14 protein-coding genes are annotated in these 15,371 nt (G+C 65.3%); 11 read left to right on the top strand and 3 right to left on the bottom strand.

All coding sequences use genetic code 11. The features are described 5' to 3' along the window. The first annotated feature begins 84 nt into the window (after positions 1–84). The 11 genes from NLM27_RS35940 (at position 85) to NLM27_RS35890 (ending at position 10,283) form a co-directional block, all read left to right on the top strand. On the top strand, positions 85–726 hold the full coding sequence (locus NLM27_RS35940) for an HD domain-containing protein (protein WP_254147769.1): 642 nt from the start codon (positions 85–87) through the stop codon (positions 724–726). A gap of 47 nt (positions 727–773) precedes the next feature. After that, positions 774–2,243, top strand: coding sequence for a catalase (locus tag NLM27_RS35935; protein ID WP_254147768.1), 1,470 nt, complete (start codon positions 774–776; stop codon positions 2,241–2,243). A gap of 471 nt (positions 2,244–2,714) precedes the next feature. After that, positions 2,715–3,572 carry a transporter substrate-binding domain-containing protein gene (locus NLM27_RS35930; protein WP_254147767.1) on the top strand — a complete coding sequence of 286 codons (858 nt, stop codon included), beginning with the start codon at positions 2,715–2,717 and terminating at the stop codon, positions 3,570–3,572. 192 nt (positions 3,573–3,764) lie between these two features. Further along, positions 3,765–4,427, top strand: coding sequence for an amino acid ABC transporter permease (locus tag NLM27_RS35925; protein ID WP_254147766.1), 663 nt, complete (start codon positions 3,765–3,767; stop codon positions 4,425–4,427). After that, positions 4,424–5,230 carry an amino acid ABC transporter ATP-binding protein gene (locus NLM27_RS35920; RefSeq protein ID WP_254147765.1) on the top strand — a complete coding sequence of 269 codons (807 nt, stop codon included), beginning with the start codon at positions 4,424–4,426 and terminating at the stop codon, positions 5,228–5,230. Before NLM27_RS35925 ends, NLM27_RS35920 begins: the two co-directional genes overlap by 4 nt. Then, a complete protein-coding gene (locus NLM27_RS35915) occupies positions 5,230–5,985 on the top strand; it encodes an SDR family NAD(P)-dependent oxidoreductase (protein WP_254147764.1) in 756 nt (251 codons plus the stop codon). The genes NLM27_RS35920 and NLM27_RS35915 overlap by 1 nt, the downstream gene beginning before the upstream one ends. Continuing rightward, positions 5,982–7,109: a muconate cycloisomerase family protein gene (locus tag NLM27_RS35910; RefSeq protein WP_254147763.1), complete on the top strand. Its 1,128-nt coding sequence runs from the start codon at positions 5,982–5,984 to the stop codon at positions 7,107–7,109. The genes NLM27_RS35915 and NLM27_RS35910 overlap by 4 nt, the downstream gene beginning before the upstream one ends. Positions 7,110–7,370: 261 nt before the next feature. Continuing rightward, a complete protein-coding gene (locus NLM27_RS35905) occupies positions 7,371–7,790 on the top strand; it encodes an HIT domain-containing protein (RefSeq protein WP_254147762.1) in 420 nt (139 codons plus the stop codon). 10 nt (positions 7,791–7,800) lie between these two features. After that, on the top strand, positions 7,801–8,745 hold the full coding sequence (nudC, locus tag NLM27_RS35900; protein WP_254147761.1) for an NAD(+) diphosphatase: 945 nt from the start codon (positions 7,801–7,803) through the stop codon (positions 8,743–8,745). Positions 8,746–8,758: 13 nt separating this feature from the next. Further along, positions 8,759–9,676 carry a sugar kinase gene (locus NLM27_RS35895; RefSeq protein WP_254147760.1) on the top strand — a complete coding sequence of 306 codons (918 nt, stop codon included), beginning with the start codon at positions 8,759–8,761 and terminating at the stop codon, positions 9,674–9,676. A 97-nt stretch (positions 9,677–9,773) separates the two neighbouring features. Then, entirely contained in the window at positions 9,774–10,283 is a 510-nt protein-coding gene (locus tag NLM27_RS35890) for an Lrp/AsnC family transcriptional regulator (protein WP_008542650.1), read from the top strand. A 176-nt stretch (positions 10,284–10,459) separates the two neighbouring features. On the opposite strand, the gene NLM27_RS35885 is transcribed toward NLM27_RS35890, so the two are convergent. The 3 genes from NLM27_RS35885 to hrpB all read right to left on the bottom strand — a co-directional run bounded on the left by NLM27_RS35885 (position 10,460) and on the right by hrpB (position 15,268). Next, positions 10,460–11,959: a phosphomannomutase/phosphoglucomutase gene (locus tag NLM27_RS35885; protein WP_254147759.1), complete on the bottom strand. Its 1,500-nt coding sequence runs from the start codon at positions 11,957–11,959 to the stop codon at positions 10,460–10,462. A 194-nt stretch (positions 11,960–12,153) separates the two neighbouring features. Beyond that, positions 12,154–12,666, bottom strand: a complete 513-nt coding sequence (locus NLM27_RS35880; RefSeq protein WP_254147758.1) for a TIGR02281 family clan AA aspartic protease — start codon at positions 12,664–12,666, stop codon at positions 12,154–12,156. A 127-nt stretch (positions 12,667–12,793) separates the two neighbouring features. Further along, positions 12,794–15,268 (bottom strand): ATP-dependent helicase HrpB, encoded by a 2,475-nt coding sequence (hrpB, locus tag NLM27_RS35875; RefSeq protein ID WP_254147757.1) that lies wholly within the window; start codon positions 15,266–15,268, stop codon positions 12,794–12,796. Positions 15,269–15,371 lie beyond the last annotated feature (103 nt).

Genomic DNA, 15,371 nt, shown 5'->3' with positions numbered 1-15,371 from the left:
GTCCGTTTTAGACGTATTACGTCGATTCAAGACAATCTAGCCCGGAACTACTATGCAAGCGACCTAAATTTCAAGGAGCTGACCATGTCAGACATCACCAAGGCCGCTGTCATTCCCGACAGCAAGCTCGCTCGCGCCATCACCGAATATATCCGCGATACCGAAACCGACCTGCTCTTCAATCATTCCAGCCGCGTCTACCAGTTCGGCACGATGGCCGGAGTTCGCCGCGGGCTGACATTCGACCGCGAACTGCTCTACGCCGGCGCCATGTTTCACGACATCGGCCTGATGCCGGGCCACGGCAGCAAGCACGAGCGGTTCGAGGTCGACGGCGCGCATGCCGCGCGCGACTTCCTGCGCAGCCACGGAATATCCGAGGCGGACGCCTACACGGTCTGGACCGCGATCGCCCTGCACACGACGCCGGGCATCCCTCAGCACATGCACCCGGTCGTCGCGCTGGTGACCGCGGGCGTCGAGATGGATGTTCTCGGACTGAGCTACGAAGAATATTCCGACACGGAGCGCGAAGCGGTCGTGAAGGCGTTTCCGCGCACGCCGCATTTCAAGGAAGACATCATCCAGGCCTTCTATGACGGCATCAAGCATCGGCCGGACACGACGTTCGGCAACGTCAAGGCCGATGTCATCGCCGACAAGGAACCGCATTTCCATCGCGGCAATTTCTGCAGCGTCATCCGCAATTCCCATTGGCACGGCTGACCGCGCGGCGCCGATAGCCACCTCAATCATCGACCAGGACTTACGCCATGAGCGACAAACGCCCCCATCTCACGCACGCCACGGGAGCCCCCGTCAGCGACAATCTCAACATCATGACCGCCGGCCGCCGCGGCCCCGCATTGCTGCAGGACGTCTGGCTGATCGAGAAGCTCGCCCATTTCGATCGCGAGGTGATTCCCGAGCGGCGCATGCACGCCAAGGGATCCGGCGCCTTCGGAACCTTCACGGTCACCCATGACATCTCAGGCTACACCAAGGCGAAGATCTTCTCGGAGATCGGCAAGGTGACGCCGATGTTCGCGCGCTTCTCGACGGTGGCCGGCGAGCACGGCGCAGCCGACGCCGAACGCGACATTCGCGGCTTTGCACTGAAGTTCTACACCGAGGAAGGCAATTGGGACATGGTGGGCAACAATACGCCCGTGTTCTTCTTCCGCGATCCCTTACGCTTTCCCGACCTCAATCATGCGATCAAGCGCGATCCCCGCACCGGAATGCGCAGCGCCAACAACAATTGGGACTTCTGGACACTGTTGCCGGAGGCGCTGCACCAGGTCACCATCGTGATGAGCGAACGTGGCATTCCCAAGAGCTTCCGGCACATGCACGGGTTCGGCAGCCACACCTACAGCTTCATCAACGCCGCCAATGAGCGCACCTGGGTGAAGTTTCACTTCCGGACCCAGCAGGGCATCGAAAACCTGACGGACGCCGAGGCTGAAGCCCTCATCGGCAAGGACCGCGAGACTCACCAGCGCGACCTGTTCGAGAGCATCGAACGCGGCGATTTCCCGCGCTGGACGATGTTCGTGCAGGTCATGACCGACGATCAGGCCAAAGCGTTCGCCTTCAACCCGTTCGACCTGACCAAGATCTGGCCGAAGGCGGACTTCCCGCTTATCGAGGTCGGCTATTTCGAGCTGAACCGCAACCCGGAAAACGTCTTCGCCGAAGTCGAGCAGGCCTCCTTCTCGCCGGCCCATGTCGTCCCCGGCATCGGTTTCTCACCCGACAAGATGCTGCAGGCACGGCTGTTCTCCTATGGTGACGCGGCGCGCTATCGCCTCGGCGTCAACCATCATCTGATCCCGGTCAACGCGCCGAAATGCCCGTATCACAGCTACCATCGCGATGGCGCGATGCGAACCGACGGCAATCTCGGGCGCACGCCGACCTATTTCCCGAACAGCCGCGGCGAGTGGACGGACCAGCCCGACCTCAACGAACCGCCGCTCGAGATCGACGGCGCCGCCGCGCACTGGGATCACCGCATCGACGACGATCACTACCGGCAACCCGGCGACCTCTTCCGCAAGATGAACGCTGCCCAGCGGCAAGTCTTGTTCGACAACACGGCGCGTGCCGTCGGGGCGGCGGCCGTGCCGATCCAGGAGCGGCACATCGCCAACTGCACCAAGGCCGATCCCGCCTACGGTGCAGGCGTCCGCGACGCACTGGCGCGGCTCGTGACTGTTCGCACCGAGGCCGCCGAATAGGATCAGTCGATCCATACCAACCTCTCGCCGTCTTCGGCGAACGGCACCGACAGGGTGCTGTTCGCCTGACGCGCCGGCGTCAGCCGCTTCCCTCGGACAAGCGCCCGCATTCTTAAAGCGAGCCACTGGATATTCTCAATTTATTCGCGAAAATGCCGCGCGTCGCCGCCCTCCGAGCCTCGTCCGGCGACGCGCCTGCCGCAACACGCGGACGCGCTTACGCGCCTCTGAAAGCATCATGGCCGATAGGCGCCATGTCTATCTTCGAGGCCGCGCACATCCCTGAGGCAATCCAGTCTTGACAGGGCCCGCCCGCCAGCGCCTTTCTATGAAATCCTGCCTGAACCAAAACAAAGGGTGCGCGAGAATTCCATCCGGAGCATTTTTCAGCCGGCTGACGCCGATTGAGGGGTGAATTTTTCGCGCGAGAGCCATCACACCTTCATCCAACCAGAAAAGCGATTCCTCAAAATGGTTACACGTCGTGATGTTGCATCGATTGTCGGACTTGGTGTCGGACTTGGCGCGGTGACCGCGGCCGCGCTGGCCGCTCCGGCGGTGGCGCAGACGGCCGATCCGAACGAATCGACCTTCGCCCGCATCCGCCGCACCAAGAAGATGCGGATCGGCGCGGTCGGCGGCGGCGCGCCCTACTACATGAAGGACCTCGCCTCCGGCCAGTGGAAGGGCTTTTACATCGATATCGCCAAGGGGCTTGCCGACGACATGGAGGCCGAGCTCGATATCACCGAGACCACTTGGGGCAATTCGGTGCTCGATCTGCAGGCCAACAAGATCGACATCTTCTTTGGCCTCAACCCGACCCCGAAGCGCGCGCTGGTGGTCGACTTCTCGGTGCCGGTCTTCAACAACGCCTTCGCCATCCTCTGCAAGAAGGATTTCAAGCCGAAGAGCTGGGCCGAGCTGAACTCGCCCGACATCAAGATCGCGGTCGACCAGGGCTCCTCGCACGACCAGGTCGTCAGCCGCCTGACGCCGAAGGCGCAGATCACGCGGCTGAAGACCGCCGACGACGCCACCGCCGCGCTGCAGACCGGCCGCGTCGACGCCCAGTGCCTGATCACCATGCTGTCGCTGACCGTGCTGAAGAAGAACCCCTCGCTCGGCCAGCTCGTGGTGCCGACGCCGATCTTCGCCACCACGTCGAATGCCGGCTTCCGCCGCGAGGCCGACAAGACCTGGCGCGACTACGTCAATACCTGGATCGACTTCAACAAGGGCCTCGGCTTCATCCGCAACGCGATCATCACCAACATGGAGCTGGTGGGCGTGACGGAGGCGGACATTCCGCCCGGCGTTTCGTTGTAAAGTATCGTAAACGTGGGGCAGTCTCGATCCGCGCGCGCCGCTCCACTCCCTCTCCCGCTTGCGGGAGAGGGTCGGGGTGAGGGTGTCTCCGCTGAAGAGACTTCCCGAGAGGAAAGAGCCCTCACCCGTATCGCATCTTCGATGCGATACGACCTCTCCCGCAAGCGGGAGAGGTGAAGCAAGAAAGCACGCATGTATCAGTGGGACTTCGGCATTCTCTGGAGCTATCGCTGGCTCTTTCTCAACGGGCTCGGCGTCACCGTCGGCTTCACCGTGGTCATCGTGGTGTGCGGGCTGCTGTTCGGCCTGCTTGGCGCGTTCGGCAGCCTGTCGCGCTTTCGGGCGCTGCGCCTCGCAGCACTCGCCTTCATCGAGGCGTTCCGCTGCACGCCGATCCTGGTGCAGCTGATCTGGTTCTATTACGCGCTGCCGATCCTCGCCGGCGTCGAGATGACGCCGATCACGGCCTCGGCGCTCGCGCTCTCGCTCTATGGCGGCTCGTTCTATTCGGAGATCATCCGCGGCGGCATCGTCTCGATCGACCGCGGCCAGTCCGAAGCCGGCGCCGCGCTCGGCATGACCCCTGGCCAGACCATGCGCCGCATCGTGCTGCCGCAGGCGATCAAGCGCATGATCCCGGCGCTGATGAACCAGTCGATCATCCAGTTCAAGAATACCTCGCTGGTCTCGGTGCTGGCGGTGCCCGACCTCGTCTACCAGAGCCAGGTCGCCGCCCATGACAGCTACCGGCCGCTGGAGACCTACACCGCCGTCGCGGTCGCCTATGCGGCGATCCTGATTCCGCTCACCATCCTCGTCCGCCGCGGCGAGAAACGAATGGCGGTCAGCGAATGAGCGAGACGTCCAACAACACCTCGAAGATCGAGATCCATGGGCTGCGCAAGAGCTTTGGCAGCAACGAGGTCCTCAAGAACATCAATCTCGACGTCGCCAAGGGCGGTGTCGTGGCGCTGATCGGGCCGTCAGGCTCGGGCAAGTCGACGCTGCTCCGCTGCATCAATCTCCTTGTCGTGCCCGACGGCGGCAGTGTCCGCGTCGGCGACACCCGCTTTTCGTTCGGCGACGGTTCGAAGCTGCCCGATGTGAAGTCGCTGGCCAGATTCCGCGCCACCACCGGCATGGTGTTCCAGCACTTCAATCTGTTCCCGCACATGACGACGCTCCAAAACGTCATGGAAGGACCGGTCACGGTGCGGCGCATGGCGAAGGCGGATGCGGAGAAACTCGCGCGCGCGCAGCTTGCCAAGGTGGGGCTGGCGGAGAAGGCCGACCAATATCCGGCGACGCTGTCCGGCGGGCAGAAGCAGCGCGTCGCGATCGCGCGTGCGCTCGCGATGGAGCCTGATGTCATGCTGTTCGACGAGGCGACCTCGGCGCTCGATCCGGAGCTCGTCGGCGAGGTCTTGAACGTGATACAGCGGCTGGCCTCCGAGGGCATGACCATGGTCATCGTGACCCATGAGATCGCTTTTGCCCGCGAGGTCGCCGACCGTCTCATCTTCATGCGCGACGGTGTCGTGGTCGAGGAAGGCCCGGCGCGGCAGGTCATCGACAGTCCTAAGGAGGCCGCAACGCGCGCCTTCCTCAGCCATTTCCATCGCACCGGCGCGCTCCCGCCGGCCACACCAGCACCGTGATGCCTGATATCGAACGCGTCTATCTCGTCACCGGTGCCGCCAGTGGCATCGGCCGGGCCACCGCAAGACTGCTCGCCGCGCCCGGCGTCGGGCTGCTGCTCCACACGCGCGCGAACGCAGAAGGTCTCGACGCCACCGCAGCGGACGCCGCAGCGAAAGGCGCCGTGGTGACAAATTGCCTTGGCGATCTTGCCGAGGAGACCGCGGCCGCCGACGCCATCGCCGCGGCGAAAGCCGCCTTCGGCCGGCTCGACGGATTGATCCTGGTCGGCGGCCACGCCCGCCGCGGCAGCGCGATTGGTACGTCGGCGGATCAGTTCCGGCAGGCGATGGACGAATCCGCGCTTGCCTTCACGCGAATGGTCGAGGCCGCCCTGCCGCTGCTGCGCGCCGGACGCGATGGCCGGATCGTCGCCGTGTCGTCCTTCGTGGCACACGCGATCCGGCCCGACTTCGCGCCCTTCGCGGCGACGGCGGCGAGCCGTTCCGCGCTGGAAACGCTGGTGCGGCTGACCGCGGTCGAGCTCGCCAAGAATAGCATCACCGTCAATGCGGTGGCGCCGGGCCTCATCATCAAGGACAAGCCGAGCGAGAGCCGGCTGTCGCCGGAGCAGATCGCGGCGACCGAAGCGCTGATCCCGATGCGCCGCCGCGGGCGGCCGGAGGAGGTCGCCGAGATCATCACCTTCCTGGCATCGCCGAAGGCGTCCTACGTCACCGGCCAGATCTGGCACGTCAATGGAGGCCTGACATGACCGAAGCGACCATCGAACGCCTCAGGCTGTTCCTGATCGAGAGCCCGATCAAGATGGCGCGCCTGCAAGGCGTCGGCAACGTCAAGGGCACCGTCAAGCGCGTGCTGCTCGAGCTGACATCGAGCGACGGCATGATCGGCTGGGGCGAGGCGGCGCCGTGGGAGGTCTTTACGGGGACGCCGGAGGCCGCATTCTCCGCACTCGACATCTATTTGCGTCCCATCGTGCTCGGCAAGCCGGTGCGCCGCATTCGCGCGCTGATGGCGGAGCTCGACCGCGCGCTCGTCGGCCACGCTGAAGCAAAAGTCGCGATCGAGATGGCGCTGCTTGACATCGTCGGCAGGTCGTCCGGGCTTTCGGTCGCCGACCTCCTCGGCGGCCGTGTGCGCGACACCATCCCCCTCTCCTTCTCGATCGCCGATCCCGATTTCGCCGCCGATCTCGACCGCATGCGCAAGATGGTTCCGGACGGCAACGTCATCTACAAGGTCAAGACCGGCGTGAAGCCGCATCGCGAGGACCTCGAGCATCTCGAAGCGATCCGCAAGGAGTTCGGCGACAAGGTCGATCTGCGCGTCGACTACAACCAGGCCTTGGCGCCGTTCGGCGCCATCAAGATTTTGCGCGACGTCGAAGAGTTCGCGCCGACCTTCATCGAGCAGCCGGTGCCGCGCAAGTTCCTCGACGTGATGGCGCAGCTCACGGCGGCGCTGGAGACACCCGTGCTCGCCGACGAAAGCTGCTTCGATCGCCGCGACATGATGGAGGTGGTGCGCCGCGAGGCGGCCGACGCGGTCTCGATCAAGCTGATGAAGGCCGGTGGCCTGTTCGAGGCGCAGGCGATCATGGCGATTGCTGATATCGCCGGCCTGCCCGGTTATGGCGGCACGCTCTGGGAGGGCGGCATTGGCCTCGCCGCCGGCACGCAGCTGATCGCGGCCACGCCGGGCATCTCGCTCGGCTGCGAATTCTACATGCCGCATCATGTGCTCACCGAGGACGTGCTGGAGGAGCGTGTTGCGAACCGCGCGGGTCACGTTGTCGTGCCCGATGGTCCCGGCCTCGGCATCCGCGTTAGCGAAGCCTCGGTCCGCGCCAATGCGCGGGTGATTGGGGAGGGGTAGTTTCGCTCCGGAGGTGAAGCCACACTCCCGCCGTCGTCCTGGCGAAAGCCAGGACCCATTACCCCAGGGAGCAGTTGTGGCGCGAAGCTGGTCACCACGAGTCTTCGCCCAACTACTCCCTGGGGTAATGGGTCCTGGATCTGCGCTTCGCTTGTCCAGGACGACGAGCGCGTATGCGGTCCCCATGCTTCCCCAATCAGACTCCCTATCGTATTGTTCGCCCCAACGCGCCCGCCCCCATCGGGCCATCCGGAAACATCTATGCCCGAACCCGCCTGGTCGCTGCATTCCCGCCTGAAAGAGGACACCATCGACATCGGCGATCTGCCGCTGTCGAAAGTGCTGGTCATCAAGGACGCGCATTATCCGTGGCTGCTGCTGGTGCCGCGGCGGCCGGATGCGGTCGAGATCATCGATCTCGACGAGGTGCAGCAGGCGCAGCTGATGACCGAGATCTCCCGCGTCTCGCGCGCGCTTAAGGAGATCACCAAATGCGACAAGCTCAACGTCGCCGCGCTCGGCAATCTCGTGCCGCAGCTTCATGTTCACATCATCGCGCGCCGAACCAGCGACGCGGCCTGGCCGCGGCCGGTGTGGGGCGTGATGCCGCCGCTGGCGCATGACGCCACTGAGGTTCAGAATTTCATCAGCGCGCTTCGCTGCAAGATCTGGTTGGGTTGAAGGAATAGCAATGTCAGCATTCGACGCGTTTCCGCTGGGGCAACCGGCCTTCGTCACCAACGTCCTCGACCGCGCCGCGCATCTGCGCCGCGAGGACGAAAAGCTGTTCGCGATGGAGCAGAAGCAGTCATCGCGCGCCTATGTGGTCTATCGCGACTCGCTCCTGGTGAAGCGCGAGGGCGAGCAGGTACGCGCGCTGCTCTCGATCGACGAGGCGCTGAAATGCGGCGCCAATCCCGGCACGGTGTTCCTCGGGCTTCGTGATGGCGCGGCGGTGTTCGGCATGGGCCTGTCGCAGGCGGCCGCCGAGAAGCTGGTCGGCGGCGGCGACTACACCGTGACCGAGTTGCGCGGCATGGCGATGCAGGGCGCGGTGCCCCCGCAGGAGCTGTCGGCGATCGCGATGGCGAAGTCGATGGTGGGCTGGCATCAGCGCCACGGTTATTGCGCCAATTGCGGCACACGCACCGCGATGAAGGAAGGCGGCTGGAAGCGCGACTGCCCGGCCTGCAAGGCAGAGCACTTTCCGCGCACCGATCCGGTCGTGATCATGCTGGTCGCCTCCGGCGACAAATGCCTGCTCGGCCGCCAGAAGCATTTTCCGCCGGGCATGTATTCCTGCCTCGCAGGCTTCGTCGAGGCCGCCGAGACCATCGAGGACGCGGTGCGCCGCGAGATCCTCGAAGAGTCCGGGATCCGCTGCACCGACGTGAACTATTACATGACCCAGCCCTGGCCCTATCCGTCGTCGCTGATGATCGGCTGCAGCGCGCGGGCGCTGAACGAGGACGTCGTGGTCGATCACACCGAGCTGGAGGATGCGCGCTGGTTCACGCGCGAGGAGGCGGCGCAGATGCTGACGCGGACCCATCCCGACGGGCTCGCCGGCCCGCATCCCTTCGCCATCGCCCATCATCTGCTCGGCCGCTGGGTGCACGACGAGAGCGGCGCTTGAGCTGAGGCCACCGATGGCCGGGATCGCGCCGCGCATCGTCTGCATCGGCATTCCCGTGCGCGACCTCACCTTTCGTGTCGCGGCCATGCCCGAACGCGGCAGCAAGGCGAACGCGAGTCATCTTGCGGAGATCTGCGGCGGCAACGCGCTCAATGCGGCGATCGCCATCGCTCGGCTCGGCGGCCGCGTCACGTTCGCGGGACCGATGGGCGATGCGCGGGAGACGTCGAGCGGCTTCATTCTCGAACGGATGGTGCAGGAGGGCATCGACACCACGCACATCGTGCGCATGCCTGATGTGACCACGCCGGTCTCGGCCATCATGATCGAGGCCTCCGGCGAGCGGACGCTCACCATCTATCGCGATCCCGGCCTGTGGCGCGTGAATCTGCCCGATGCTGACGAATTGCTCGCCGATTGCGGCGCGGTCCTCGTCGAAAGCCGCTGCGGCGCGTTCGCGATCTCTCTCTGCACCGAAGCGCGCCGGCGCGGCATTCCCGTCATCGTCGGCGTCGACCGCGCGATGGCTTTGCAGGACGGCCTGCTCACGACGGCCTCGCATCTGCTGTTCGCCAGCGAACAGGTGCAGGAGACCGCGGGCATCGCCGACGACGGCGAAGCCTTGAAGCGCTTGGCCGGGCTGACGCCGGCCTTCCTTGCCGCCACCCGCGGCCCGCGCGGCACGATCTGGCTGAACGAGAGCGGCAAGCTGGAAGAGATCCGGGCGTTCCCGGTTCAGGCGGTCGATACGCTCGGCGCCGGCGACGTCTTCCATGGCGCCTTCACGCTTCGGCTCGCCGAGGGCGAGGACGTGCGGGAGGCGCTGCGATTCGCCGCGGCGGCCGCAGCGCTGAAATGCACCCGCCATGGCGGCGGTCTGGCTGCGCCGCAACGCGTTGAAATTGAAGAGCTTTTGCGAAACAATCCCTAGAGACATTCCATTGTGGCGCCGAGATTATGGGCTTGATGGGGAATGATTTTCTCTATATCAGGGAAATCAGCCCCTGAAATGGAACAAAGTTCTTCAAATGACCGACCTTGCCGTCCAGATCCCCGAGACCAGCCGCCGCCTCGATGCCATCGACCGCAAGATTCTGATGGTGCTCCAGGAAGATGCCTCCCTCTCCGTCGCCGAGATCGGCGACCGCGTCGGCCTGTCCTCCACCCCCTGCTGGAAGCGCATCCAGCGGCTGGAGGCCGATGGCGTGATCATCAAGCGCGTGGCTCTCGTCGACCAGAACAAGATCGGACTCGGCATCTCCGTGTTCGTCTCGGTCGAAAGCTCCGACCATTCCGACGCCTGGCTGAAGCGGTTCGCCGAAGCTGTCAGCGCCATGCCCGAGGTGATGGAATTCTACCGCATGGCCGGCGACGTCGACTACATGCTGCGCGTCGTGGTCGCGGACATGCAGGCCTATGACGTGTTCTACAAGAAGCTGATCAGCGCCGTGCCGCTGAAGAACGTCACCTCGCGCTTCGCGATGGAGAAGATCAAGTCGGTCACCGCACTGCCGATCCCGGCGGTGGTGGCAGCTTAGCTTTCACCTCTCCCCGCCTGCGGGGAGAGGTCGGATTGCATCGGCAGATGCAATCCGGGTGAGGGGGTACAGATCTCGCGACGATCTCACGTGCGAAGAGAGGCCCCTCACCCCAACCCTCTCCCCGTAAGAACGGGGCGAGGGAGTGCACCGCCGTCGCGGCAGGCAGTCATCAATCAAATCGTCTGGTTATACTCGCCGACTTCCGGATGCGTGCGCAGCACGCTGTTCACCATCTCGAACATGTCGTGCATGCGCTGTTCGGAGACCGGGCTCTCGACCACGACGACGAGCTCGGGCTTGTTGGAGGAGGCGCGGACCAGGCCCCAGCTGCCGTCCTCGACCGTGACGCGTACGCCGTTGACGGTGACGAGATCACGGATCGCCTGGTCGCCAATCTTCGCGCCCTTCGCCTGCAAGCCTTCGAAGTGCTTCACCACGGCGTCGATGACGCCGTATTTGGTTTCGTCGGCGCAGTGCGGCGACATGGTCGGCGACGACCAGGTCTTTGGCAGCGCGTTCTTCAGGTCGGCCATCGACTTGCCCGGAGCGCGGTCGAGCATGTCGCAGATCGCGATCGCCGAGACCAGGCCGTCGTCATAGCCGCGGCCATAGGGCTTGTTGAAGAAGAAGTGGCCGGACTTCTCGAAGCCCGCCAGCGCGCCCGTCTCGTTGGTGCGGCGCTTCATGTAGGAATGTCCGGTCTTCCAATAGGCGGTCTTGGCGCCCTGCTTTTGCAGCACGGGATCGGTGACGAACAGGCCGGTCGACTTCACGTCGACGACGAAATGCGCATCCTTGTGGATCGCCGACATGTCGCGCGCCAGCATCACGCCGACCTTGTCGGCAAAGATCTCCTCGCCGGTGTTGTCGACGACGCCGCAGCGATCGCCGTCGCCGTCGAAACCGAGGCCGACGTCGGCCTTGTGATGCAGCACCGCATCGCGGATCGCGTGCAGCATCTCCATGTCCTCGGGGTTCGGATTGTATTTCGGGAAGGTGTGGTCGAGCTCGGTGTCGAGCGGAATCACCTCACAGCCGATCGCCTCCAGCACCTGCGGCGCGAACGCGCCGGCGGTGCCGTTGCCGCAGGCGGCGACCACCTTGAGCTTGCGCGTCAGCTTCGGACGAGAGGTGAGGTCGGAGATGTAGCGCGCCGGATAATTCTCGTGGAATTGATAGGAGCCGCCGACCTTGTTCTTGAACTCCGCGTTCAGAACGATCTCTTTCAGCCGCGTCATCTCATCGGGGCCGAAGGTCAGCGGGCGGTTGGCGCCCATCTTCACGCCGGTCCAGCCATTGTCGTTGTGCGAGGCCGTGACCATGGCGACGCAGGGCACGTCGAGATCGAACTGCGCGAAATAGGCCATCGGCGTCACCGCGAGCCCGATGTCGTGCACCTTGCATCCCGCCGCCATCAGGCCGGAGATCAGCGCGTATTTGATCGAGGCGGAATAGCCGCGGAAATCGTGGCCGGTGACGATTTCTTGCTTGACGCCGAGCTCGGCGATCAGCGCGCCCAGCCCCATGCCGAGCGCCTGCACACCCATCAGGTTGATTTCCTTCTGGAACAACCAGCGCGCGTCGTATTCGCGAAAGCCCGTCGGCTTCACCATCGGCTCGGATTCGAAGGCATAGGTGTTGGGCAACAATACGGATTTCGGCTTCGGGAACATTGAGACGATCTCGTGAAAAGGGGGGCAGGATTTGATGCAGCCTTAGCGAATGCCGGGCCGCAACGAAAGGCGGGAATGAAGGCTTATGGCCGATAATTGCGGCAGTTTGGTAACGAAGAAACGTTACCGCGAGGGCGGTGAAAGCAAAGATATCTACTTGAAAAGGACGGCCGCGCGATCGCGCGGATTAACGCCTACTGCTCGAGCACCATCTGGCCGTTGGCGTATTCGAAGCGCTTGAGGCGAGACAGGAAGGAGAGGCCGAGCAGGTTCTCCGACAGCGCTTCGTCCGGCAGCACCATGGCGTCGACGTCGCGCACGACGAGGCCGCCGACATCGAGCATGGCGATGCGGGTGCGCGCCGCCTTGATGGTGCCGTTGGCGGTGGAGACGGTCGCCGTGTACTCGCTGCGCGAGGGACGCAGGCCAAACCGTGCGGCCGAGGTCTCGTTCAGCGCAACGACGGACGCGCCGGTATCGACCATGAAGCCGATGCGCTGCCCGTCGATCCGGCCCTCGGCCTGGAAATGACCGCGGCCATCGCGGGAAATGGCCAGGCTGCGGCTGCCGGCCGGCGCGGTGGAGGCGACGGCCACCGTCGTGCGCGGCACCGAGGTCGCGGATGCGGAGCTCATCTTGTCCGCCATCTCAGCCATGAAGGTGCCGAGGCCGATCATCACGGCCGCGAAGATCACTATGTTACGCATCAAACCACTTCCGAGCCGAAAGCTCGATTTCACCACGCGGCGCACCCTTCCGCGAGTGAAGCTACGGCTGGGCCATTGCCATTTTGACGAAAAGGATGAGCGGACGGTTAATGTCGATCGCGACTTGTCACGTGCCCCGCGGCTTCGCCCGCCGGGTTGGCAGCGCATTGGCCGGATCGTCCGGCCAGGGATGGCGCGGATAGCGGCCGCGCAGGTCGGAGCGGACGGCCGCGTAGCTGCCGCGCCAGAAGCCGGGGAGATCGCGCGTCACCTGCACCGGGCGCTGGGCCGGCGACAGCAATTCCAGCACCAGCGGCACCTTGCCGGCGGCGATCGAGGGATGGGTGTTGAGACCGAACAATTCCTGGAGCCGCACCGCGATGGTCGGCCCCTGCTCGGCCTCGTAATCGATCGCGAGCACGCTTCCGGTCGGCGCCTCGAAATGCGTCGGCGCCTCGCGGTCGAGCCGCGCGCGCATCTCCCACGGCAGCAGCGCCATCAGCGCATCGGAGAGATCGCCGGCGGAGACGTCCTTGAGCGCGATCTTGTCGTAGAGCGCAGGCACCAGCCAGTCGTCGCGGCGTGCGATCAACCCGTCGTCCGACAGATCGGGCCAGCTGTCGCCCTCGGCCTTGCGCAGGAACATCACGCGGTCGCGCCATTGTTTTGCGGCCTTCGACCAGGGCAGCCGGTCGAGGCCGGCTGCGATCAGCCCATCTGCGAAGACGCGCGCGGTGTCCTCCGAGGGCGACACGGCAAGTGTCGCCTCGGAGAGCGTGATGGCGTGCAGCACGCGCTTGCGCCGCGCCCGCAGCGCCATCGCACCGCGATCGAACGAGATCTCGTCGGCGCTCTCGATATGTTCGGCGAAATGCCGCTCGATCTCGTCCTGCGTGATCTGCGCGGCGAGCAGGATGCGTCCGCTCGCCGCCGTTCCCGTCATCTCGCCGATCGCGATGTAAGGCGCGCGGGCGAGCGAGGAGGCCTGCTCGACGGACGCGCCGCGGCCGTTGGCGAGCACGAAGCTGCCATTGCCACGGTTGCGCGCGACGCGGTCCGGGAAGGCATAGGCGAGCATCAGGCCGGTCGAGAGATCCTCCTGCGGCCCCGCCTTCTCGGATGCCGCCACCTGCGAAGCCCAGCGTCGCGCCAGATCGCGCGCGCTCGACGCACGCGGCGAGCGATCGCGGCGGAACTGGTCGCGGCGGTGCTCGAGATCGACGCTGTCACCGCCAAGCCCGCGCTCGGTGATGATGGCCGCAATCTCGGCGGCGGCCTCGCCCTCGCCGGCACGATGCGAATCCACGATCATGCGCGCCAGCCGCGGCGGCAGCGCCAGCGCGCGCAGGCTCTTGCCCTCCGCGGTGATGCGGCCGTCGCCATCGAGCGCGTTGAGTTCGGAGAGTAGGCTTTTTGCTTCCTTCCAGGCCGGCTGCGGCGGCGGATCGAGAAACGACAGCGCTGCGGGGTCAGTGACGCCCCATTGCGCGAGATCGAGCACCAGCGACGACAGGTCGGCGCTGAGGATTTCCGGCTGGGTGTAAGGCGCAAGCGAAGCGGTCTGCGGCTCGTCCCAGAGCCGATAGCAGACGCCAGGCTCGGTGCGCCCGGCGCGGCCGCGGCGCTGGTCCACCGCCGCGCGCGCGGCGCGCACGGTCTCGAGCCGGGTCAGCCCGATGTCGGGCTCATAACGCGGCACACGGGCGAGACCGGAATCGACCACGATGCGCACGCCTTCGATGGTGAGCGAGGTCTCGGCGATCGAGGTCGCCAGAACCACCTTGCGCGTGCCCTTTGGCGCCGGGGCGATGGCGCGGTCCTGCACGGCGGCATCGAGCGCGCCGAACAGCGGCACGATCTCGATGGAGGCATCCTGCACGCGCTCGGTCAGAAAATTCTGGGTACGGCGTATCTCGGCGGCGCCCGGCAGAAACGCCAGCACCGAGCCGCTGTCGGCGCGAAGCGCGGATGCGATCGCATCGGCCATCTGCCGCTCCACCGGCGCATCGGCCTTGCGGCCGAGATAACGCGTCTCGACCGGAAAGGCGCGGCCCTCGCTTTCGACGACGGGCGCCTCGCCGAGCAGTCTTGCCACGCGCGCGCCGTCGAGCGTCGCCGACATCACGAGGATGCGTAAGTCTTCGCGCAGGCCGGTTTGCGCGTCACGTGCCAGTGCCAGACCCATGTCGGCATCGAGCGAGCGCTCGTGGAATTCGTCGAACAGGATGGCGGCGACGCCCGAAAGCTCGGGATCGTCGAGGATCTGGCGGGTGAAGATCCCCTCTGTCACCACTTCAATGCGCGTGGCGCGCGAGATCTTGGAGCCGAAGCGGACGCGATAGCCGACGGTGTCTCCAGCGCGCTCCCCAAGCGATTTGGCCATGCGATCGGCGCTGGCGCGCGCGGCGATGCGGCGCGGCTCCAGCACGATGATCTTCTTGCCCTTGGCCCAGGGCGCATCGAGGAGCGCCAGCGGCACGCGCGTGGTCTTGCCGGCGCCGGGAGGGGCCACCAGCACGGCCGCGTTGTGCGCCTCCAGCGTGCGCGAGAGATCGTCGAGCACGGCATCGATCGGAAGGGGCGTGTCGAAGCTGCGGGGCAAGGCCTATCCATTCGTCATGCTCGGCCTTGTGCCGGGCATCCACGTCTTGGACTAGAAAACAGACGTGGATGGCCGGGACAAGCCCGGCCATGACGGTTTTCGG

This window comes from Bradyrhizobium sp. CCGB12, assembly GCF_024199845.1.
Classification (GTDB): domain Bacteria; phylum Pseudomonadota; class Alphaproteobacteria; order Rhizobiales; family Xanthobacteraceae; genus Bradyrhizobium.
Note: the sequence above shows the minus strand (reverse complement) of the source record. Positions and strands in the feature narration are given on the sequence as shown.

Bases quoted from the DNA above. Each gene is read 5' to 3' on its own strand.
- NLM27_RS35940 (WP_254147769.1), top strand. From the start codon at position 85: ATGTCAGACATCACCAAGGCCGCTGTCATTCCCGACAGCAAGCTCGCT.
- NLM27_RS35935 (WP_254147768.1), top strand. From the start codon at position 774: ATGAGCGACAAACGCCCCCATCTCACGCACGCCACGGGAGCCCCCGTC.
- NLM27_RS35930 (WP_254147767.1), top strand. From the start codon at position 2,715: ATGGTTACACGTCGTGATGTTGCATCGATTGTCGGACTTGGTGTCGGA.
- NLM27_RS35925 (WP_254147766.1), top strand. From the start codon at position 3,765: ATGTATCAGTGGGACTTCGGCATTCTCTGGAGCTATCGCTGGCTCTTT.
- NLM27_RS35920 (WP_254147765.1), top strand. From the start codon at position 4,424: ATGAGCGAGACGTCCAACAACACCTCGAAGATCGAGATCCATGGGCTG.
- NLM27_RS35915 (WP_254147764.1), top strand. From the start codon at position 5,230: ATGCCTGATATCGAACGCGTCTATCTCGTCACCGGTGCCGCCAGTGGC.
- NLM27_RS35910 (WP_254147763.1), top strand. From the start codon at position 5,982: ATGACCGAAGCGACCATCGAACGCCTCAGGCTGTTCCTGATCGAGAGC.
- NLM27_RS35905 (WP_254147762.1), top strand. From the start codon at position 7,371: ATGCCCGAACCCGCCTGGTCGCTGCATTCCCGCCTGAAAGAGGACACC.
- nudC (WP_254147761.1), top strand. From the start codon at position 7,801: ATGTCAGCATTCGACGCGTTTCCGCTGGGGCAACCGGCCTTCGTCACC.
- NLM27_RS35895 (WP_254147760.1), top strand. From the start codon at position 8,759: ATGGCCGGGATCGCGCCGCGCATCGTCTGCATCGGCATTCCCGTGCGC.
- NLM27_RS35890 (WP_008542650.1), top strand. From the start codon at position 9,774: ATGACCGACCTTGCCGTCCAGATCCCCGAGACCAGCCGCCGCCTCGAT.
- NLM27_RS35885 (WP_254147759.1), bottom strand. From the start codon at position 11,959: ATGTTCCCGAAGCCGAAATCCGTATTGTTGCCCAACACCTATGCCTTC.
- NLM27_RS35880 (WP_254147758.1), bottom strand. From the start codon at position 12,666: ATGCGTAACATAGTGATCTTCGCGGCCGTGATGATCGGCCTCGGCACC.